Annotated in this window: 5 protein-coding genes; 3 read left to right on the forward strand and 2 right to left on the reverse strand. The window is 45.3% G+C overall.

Translation table 11 applies throughout. From position 1 onward, the window contains the following. Positions 1–74: 74 nt before the first annotated feature. Complete coding sequence (locus QMA35_RS20545) at positions 75–383, reverse strand: glucuronate isomerase (protein WP_281649018.1); 309 nt, start codon at positions 381–383, stop codon at positions 75–77. 228 nt (positions 384–611) lie between these two features. Between QMA35_RS20545 and QMA35_RS20550 the strand changes: the two genes are divergently transcribed. The 3 genes from QMA35_RS20550 (at position 612) to QMA35_RS20560 (ending at position 3,462) form a co-directional block, all read left to right on the forward strand. Continuing rightward, positions 612–992 (forward strand): group 1 truncated hemoglobin, encoded by a 381-nt coding sequence (locus QMA35_RS20550; RefSeq protein ID WP_281649019.1) that lies wholly within the window; start codon positions 612–614, stop codon positions 990–992. A gap of 282 nt (positions 993–1,274) precedes the next feature. Beyond that, on the forward strand, positions 1,275–2,468 hold the full coding sequence (locus tag QMA35_RS20555; RefSeq protein WP_281649020.1) for a hypothetical protein: 1,194 nt from the start codon (positions 1,275–1,277) through the stop codon (positions 2,466–2,468). An 82-nt stretch (positions 2,469–2,550) separates the two neighbouring features. Further along, the gene (locus QMA35_RS20560; RefSeq protein ID WP_281649021.1) at positions 2,551–3,462 is read left to right on the forward strand and encodes a manganese-dependent inorganic pyrophosphatase; all 912 of its coding nucleotides are present in this window, start codon (positions 2,551–2,553) and stop codon (positions 3,460–3,462) included. Positions 3,463–3,525: 63 nt separating this feature from the next. On the opposite strand, the gene QMA35_RS20565 is transcribed toward QMA35_RS20560, so the two are convergent. Continuing rightward, positions 3,526–6,246 (reverse strand): autotransporter outer membrane beta-barrel domain-containing protein (locus tag QMA35_RS20565; RefSeq protein WP_281649022.1); only part of this gene is annotated, 2,721 nt, incomplete at its 5' end.

The raw sequence follows: 6,246 nt of genomic DNA on the forward strand, positions 1-6,246 counted from the left end.
AGCGGCACTTGTACGGTTTAGTAGCTCAAAGTTCAAAGTTCAAAGTTCAAAGTTCAAAGTTCAAAGTTCAAAGTTCAAAGTTCATAGACGACAGGCTTCTCTTGGGTCTTGCTCAACATTGCATCCCATGCAGGAGAGATGCCTAAACTTTGCAGTGAAATGCCTTGGCTATAAAGTATTCGAAAAATGTAGCGATCAGGCTTGATCAGAAAATCCGCTGGATTGGCGAAACGCTGGTTGTCTGCAAACCAGTTTGGATCGGTATGACCGTGGGGGCTGATGATGGGTAAATCCCGGATGCTGGAATAAATATTCCGGGCGATATCCCGAATTTTGTTATCGGAAGAAAAAAGACGATCCGGGTGAAGCTTGTAGCCCGACATGTTGAGCCCTTTATCTGGAAAGAACTGAATAAAGACGATGAAGAATTATTCTGCCACCCCATTTCCACAAAGAAGCCAGACAACAAACAGTGTTCAGTGATTGTTCACGTCTTATTTCTTTAAGTAATCAAAGCTGTATATATATACCAAAAGGAAAGGTTTACCCCTTGATTCAGGAGCTAGCATTAACTGGTTTTGCATGGAAACCCCGTCTGGAGGATGCCAGTTATGTCTCAGGGTAGCGATAAGAAACAGACACTTTTTCACCGTATTGGAGGTGAGCCTGCGGTACTTCTTGCGGTCAATACGTTTTACGAGCGAGTCTCCAGGGATCCGGAAGTGGGTTACTTCTTTACTGATTTGGATTTGGATAAGTTGGCCAAAAAACAGGTGGCTTTTATGTCTATGGCTTTTGAGGGGCCGGTAGACGCTGATGTGCGTGGTTTGGCAGAAGCCCATGCGAATTTAAGTATTACAGATCATCACTTTGATGTTGTTGCCCAGCATTTGGGAGAAACTCTGACGGATATTGGTGTTAGTTCTGAGTTGCAAACTGAGGTCATGGATATTGTTGAGGGGGCTCGGGGTGCAGTACTGGGAAGGGGATAAGTTGTGCTGGATCGAACGTTCGATTATGTGTTGATTACAGGCCGGGGCTTATTCACGTTCTCGCAGTTTCAGCGGCTTCCATTGCGAGAGCAGGCGAAAATTGTTTTGGATAAATCGGCTCAGTTTTTTTGTAGAGGTGACCCCATTCCGAAAAAGGATGCTTTGGGGAACAAAGTGAAACCAGTAGAGATGTAGTTGCACTTCAACTTATAAACTTAAACGCCCTTTTCTTTCACTTCCTTGGCATGCATGATAATTCAGTCGCTGAAAAGAAATAGATGAATGGCACATATTGTTCTTGCCTGGGAGTTGGGCGGAGGATTTGGTCACCTTTCCCGTTTGTATGCTTTGACAAAGGAGTTGCTGGCTGCAGGGCACCAGATCACTCTTATTGCTCGTCATAAAGAAAAAGCCTGCAGTTTTTTTTCTCCACTTTGCCAGCAACTTAATAACATACGTTATGTGCAAGCGCCTTACTATAAGGGCCATTTGCCCAACCACTTAGAACAAACTCCTGCCTACGTTCATGTGTTGTTTAATGTTGGCTATGGTCACCCTGATGTCTTGAATCGTTTGGTTGCTAACTGGTATCAGGTACTCTGTGAATTACAGCCCGATATGATTATTACGGATCATGCGCCAACAGCGCTTATGGTTTCCAGGGATATGGGCATACCCAGAATTAACTTTGGCGATGGCTTTACTTGCCCTGCACCAGAATATCCACTTTCCCAACTCCATGAATCTCTTTCTACAGACGCTATAAAATCTGATGAAAGATACGTTGTGGAATATTGCAACAAAGCACTGGCAATACAGGGTATAAGCCCCATCAACCAGTTGGCGGATATTTATCAGGTGAATGAAACGTTTCTAATGACGCTTGCAGAGCTGGATCATCTTGGTAAGCGCCCGCAGGTTTTTTATGGTGGTATTCCGGAATCTGAAAGAAACGGTTCACCCCCACAATGGCCAGATATCCATGGCCCGAAAATCTTTGCTTATTTGAAAGTTCAAAAGCATTTAGATTCACAACTCAAAAGCATTGCGGAAACTGGCTTACCTGCGGTTGTGTATATACCGGAAATATCTCCACGGCTTCAGCGGCAATATAGCAACACAAACCTGATGTTGACCAATCAACCGGTGCATATTGGTGATGCTTTAGAGAATGCTCAACTTGTTATAAGTCATGGGGGGCATCAGCTGGCAGCGGAATGTCTGCAGGCAGGAGTGGCTCAACTTCATTTGCCGCTTCACCTTGAACAGCAATTGTTATCCAACAGGTGTCAGCAGACTGGTTGTTCGCTGACAGCACCGCCTTCTGAGTTTGCCAGTGTTCTCCCAATTGCGCTGGAAAATCTCAACTCTTTATCTGGTCAGGCAAAACAGCTAGCCGATCAACTTCACAAAACCACAACTACACATCCTCTTGGCCGTTGTATGGCCTTGATTGAATATTGGCTGACCTCTTGAGCGGTTAATGCTGATGCGATGCCGCTGATTATTTCTGTAATCTACGCCCATCTTTTTAGCCGTGTTTATATAAGAGGGCGCGATGATTCAGGTTGTAGGTCATACCAATCCCGATTCCGATAGTATTTGTTCTGCACTGGTTGCTGCTGAGTGGTTGAAAGCTGCCCGTGGCATGGAAGCTGTTGCCGTTGCTCAGGGTGAAGTGACTGGTGAAACTGCCTTTATTCTGCAGCAGGCGGGCGTTGAAGCTCCTGCAATCTGTGGTTCCGTAGCTGGTGAAAAAGTCTGGCTGGTGGACTTCACTGATTTGTCTCAGGCTCCTGAAGGTATTAACGAAGCAGAAATCGTTGGTATTGTTGACCATCACCGTTTGGGTGACATCACTACCGTAAATCCGCTGGAAGCCTGGATCTGGCCTGTTGGCTGCTCCTGCACCATTCTGTTCAACCTGCACAAGCTGGAAAACGTTGAAATCGCACGCCCACAAGCAGTGTTGATGCTGGGTGCTATTGTGAGCGACACAGTTGCATTCCGTTCTCCAACCTGCACTGAAAAAGACAAGCAGGCAGCTGCAGTTCTGGCTGAGATTGCCGGTATTAATCTGGAAGAATTCTGCGCCCAATTAATGCGTGTTAAGACCAATCTGGAAGGTCTGAATATTGCTAGCCTGGTTGACCGTGACCTGAAAAAATATCCTTTTGAAGAGCAAACTCTGGTTGTTGGCCAGATTGAAATCGCCAGCTTTGAGCAGACTGACGACAAGATTGACGAACTACAGGCTGAACTGAAGAAGCGCTGCGAAGAAAGCAGCCTGAGGCTGGCTGCCTTGATGGTAACCAATATCTCAACGTCTACTACCCAGTTGCTGTTCCAAGGTGAATGGAGCAGCCGTTTGGCTGAACATGCTAAAGAAGACGGTATGTTGGTGATGGAAAACACCCTGAGCCGTAAGAAGCAGGCGTGGCCTTGGCTGCAGACTGTTCTGGCAAGTTAGTGAGAAGCCCATAGAACGAAAACGCCCAGAATGTACTGGGCGTTTTATCAGACCTGAATGGTTTTAAAAGTCGTAGCGAACCTTGGCTTGAACAGAGTCGGCTTTAAAGCCGGATTGCCAGATATGGTCATAGTTGAACGACAGGCTTAAGTTATTGTCCATCCAGTAAGCCAGCCCCAGCCCTGCTTGATAGCGTGTCTTTTCAGGTTCAATACCCACGGTGCGGAAACTGAGAGGAAGGTTAAAGACTTCAGCGCTTACATCCTGAGTGACTTTGTCTGCTTTAAAGTCATGGAAAGCAAACAGAGAGAGTTCTGGTAACAGTGGTCCACGGTCCGTTTCAACCAGATGACTCAGGCGTACACCGGCACCCAGCTCGAAAACTTCTTTATTGTCAGGTGAAACCTTAACAACATCACCAGCTCTGGACTTCTCTTTGTAGGAGTCGGTATCCAGCAGGCTGTAGTTCATCACCAGTTGAGGCTCTACCAGAGAGTCTTTCTTGTTAAACCAGAATTGGTAGCCACCAGTCAGATTCAGGCCATATTGCTTGCTGCCATAATCGGCTTCGTAACGGGTAGAACCAGCAGAACGCTTTGACTCAACATCGTTATAACCAAAATTCACGATACCGTTGGCAAACCAGTTATCACGCTGCCAATCACCATAAATGCTGAGCTGGTAGCTATCCATGGTTGTGCTATTACCGGAATTTTTTACATTCACAGACACGTCAGCAAAGCTTAAAGCGCTACCCACAGTCCATTCTGGTGTTAACTCTAAATCACCACCTAACGTGAAGCCTTTGCTGCGAGCTTTATAACCGTTGTAGGTCATAGCACCATCACGCTGCTTACCCTGGTTAGCTTCGGTATGAAGGGCTTTGACCCACACACCACCACTGTAAGGAAGATCACCGGTGCCTACACCAGAGCCGGAGTTACGCAGGTCGGAAAGGTGAGAAAGAATATTATTGAAAGCACCATCCTGAACGGCATTGGCTGCCGCCAGCAGAGCGGATTGGGTTTCGTTGTCGAGGCCGGGAATGGCATTGGAAATAACATTATCAAACTGTTCCGCTGTTTGAATATCGCCTAGCTGTTCAAGGGTGGAGGTCAGTGCTGTACCACTTAAGCCATTGAGTGCTGTTTGGAGGGTTCCTGCAAAAACAGCCAGATTAGAGTTATTGGTTTCAATCAAAACCGTTTGAGTCAGGTCGGTTTGAGTTACATGGGCTTCAAGGGTATTACCAACAACCTGCTGCTCAATATCATAGATAAAAGAGCCGCTCAGGTTTAATACGTCATCTGCAACAGTGAGGGTGTTGGTTGAGGAAAGGATGGGGTAGGTGACGTTACCGTACACTGATGGACGCACGTTGATAACAGCGCCTTCCTCAATCGTTGCGGAACCGTCGACTTGTATGTAAGCCTCAGTGGTTGAAGCTGGATACACGTTAACCGTACCTTGCTGGGAGTAGTCGGCCTCGATAGCTACTGGAGAGGGAAGATTGAGTTCTCCTGTTGGCGCAATATGAAATGTATGCTGTGATTCAGTGAATACAGGCAGGAATTGGCCGGGAATTATTGGGAATAGTGATGGGAAAAAATAATAACCGCTATAAGGGGGTTGTCCCTGCTCTGTCTCACCCGCCCATGTTACAGAACCATCGATAGTTATCGTTTCAATGTTATACAGGTTACCATCAATACGGCCCCCGCTTAGGGTGAGCTGATCGTTGCTTTCTACAGAACCATAAATATCACCACGAATATGGCCGCTATTTTGATTAAGGCGCAAGGCATCTGAGAATACAGCATCAATGGCAACTGGGCCCGTAATATCTCCATTGTTAACAATGTCCACAGAGCTGCCTGTTTGTAGCAGAATGCCGGTTCCGGTAACAGTTGTTATAGAACCATTGTTAATAAAGCTATTACTGATGTCGCTGGAAATTCTGACGGTAGTTGACTCAGGGTTACGCTGATAAAAACCACCTTCAGCAGCATCTACACCTCCTGTTACCACATCACCATTGGCCAGCTGGTAAACCAGGTACGAAGTGTTAATTTCTTGTCCAAATGAAATGTGGACAAATGATGAATAATTATCAGGTACTGAATCTGATTTAATAATAATATAAATAGCTCCTTCCTCTGTTTCTCCTCTCAGGCTTTTTACTGCATAGAGATCAGATCCAGGCTTTTGATATAAATCAAAGGTTCCATCAAAAATGTGTTTTTCTTCGCCAATGTCATAGCTATAGGGGATATCAGCTATTTTAACGTAAGAGGAAATATCCGGATCGATGCCGTTTTCTTCGAAGAGGTCTATTTCCTGAGCTGTGGTTTCTATAGAACCATTGTTAATTAGACTGTCGCTGAGGTCCTGGTGAAGATTAATGGCTGAAGAGTCGTAGCCACTTACACTTATCGAACCATTATTGATAATGCTACCAAGAGTATAACTTTCCTCAGAATAGTTAGAGGCTTTTATACCACCTTTCTCAGTATTTATCTTGCCATTGTTTATGATGGATGTGATGTTGCTGCTACTTACGGATATTCCCGAAGCTCCTGCAAGAGTTCCATTATTTATGACTGAACCGCCTACGGTAGATCTAGAAGTTCTTAAACCCTCACCATATCTATACGAAGATGAAATATCTTTGTTGTTGATAATGTCGCCAGAAATTTCAGATGAACTTATATATATACCAAATGATGCATTAATACTTCGGCTCTGTTCACAATACATGTTGGTGCATGAACTATACTTCTGAGC

The organism is Parendozoicomonas sp. Alg238-R29, assembly GCF_947331445.1.
Taxonomy (GTDB): domain Bacteria; phylum Pseudomonadota; class Gammaproteobacteria; order Pseudomonadales; family Endozoicomonadaceae; genus Sansalvadorimonas.

Excerpts from the sequence above, each read along its gene's own strand:
- QMA35_RS20545 (WP_281649018.1), bottom strand. The coding sequence starts at position 383 with ATGTCGGGCTACAAGCTTCACCCGGATCGTCTTTTTTCTTCCGATAAC.
- QMA35_RS20550 (WP_281649019.1), top strand. The coding sequence starts at position 612 with ATGTCTCAGGGTAGCGATAAGAAACAGACACTTTTTCACCGTATTGGA.
- QMA35_RS20555 (WP_281649020.1), top strand. The coding sequence starts at position 1,275 with ATGGCACATATTGTTCTTGCCTGGGAGTTGGGCGGAGGATTTGGTCAC.
- QMA35_RS20560 (WP_281649021.1), top strand. The coding sequence starts at position 2,551 with ATGATTCAGGTTGTAGGTCATACCAATCCCGATTCCGATAGTATTTGT.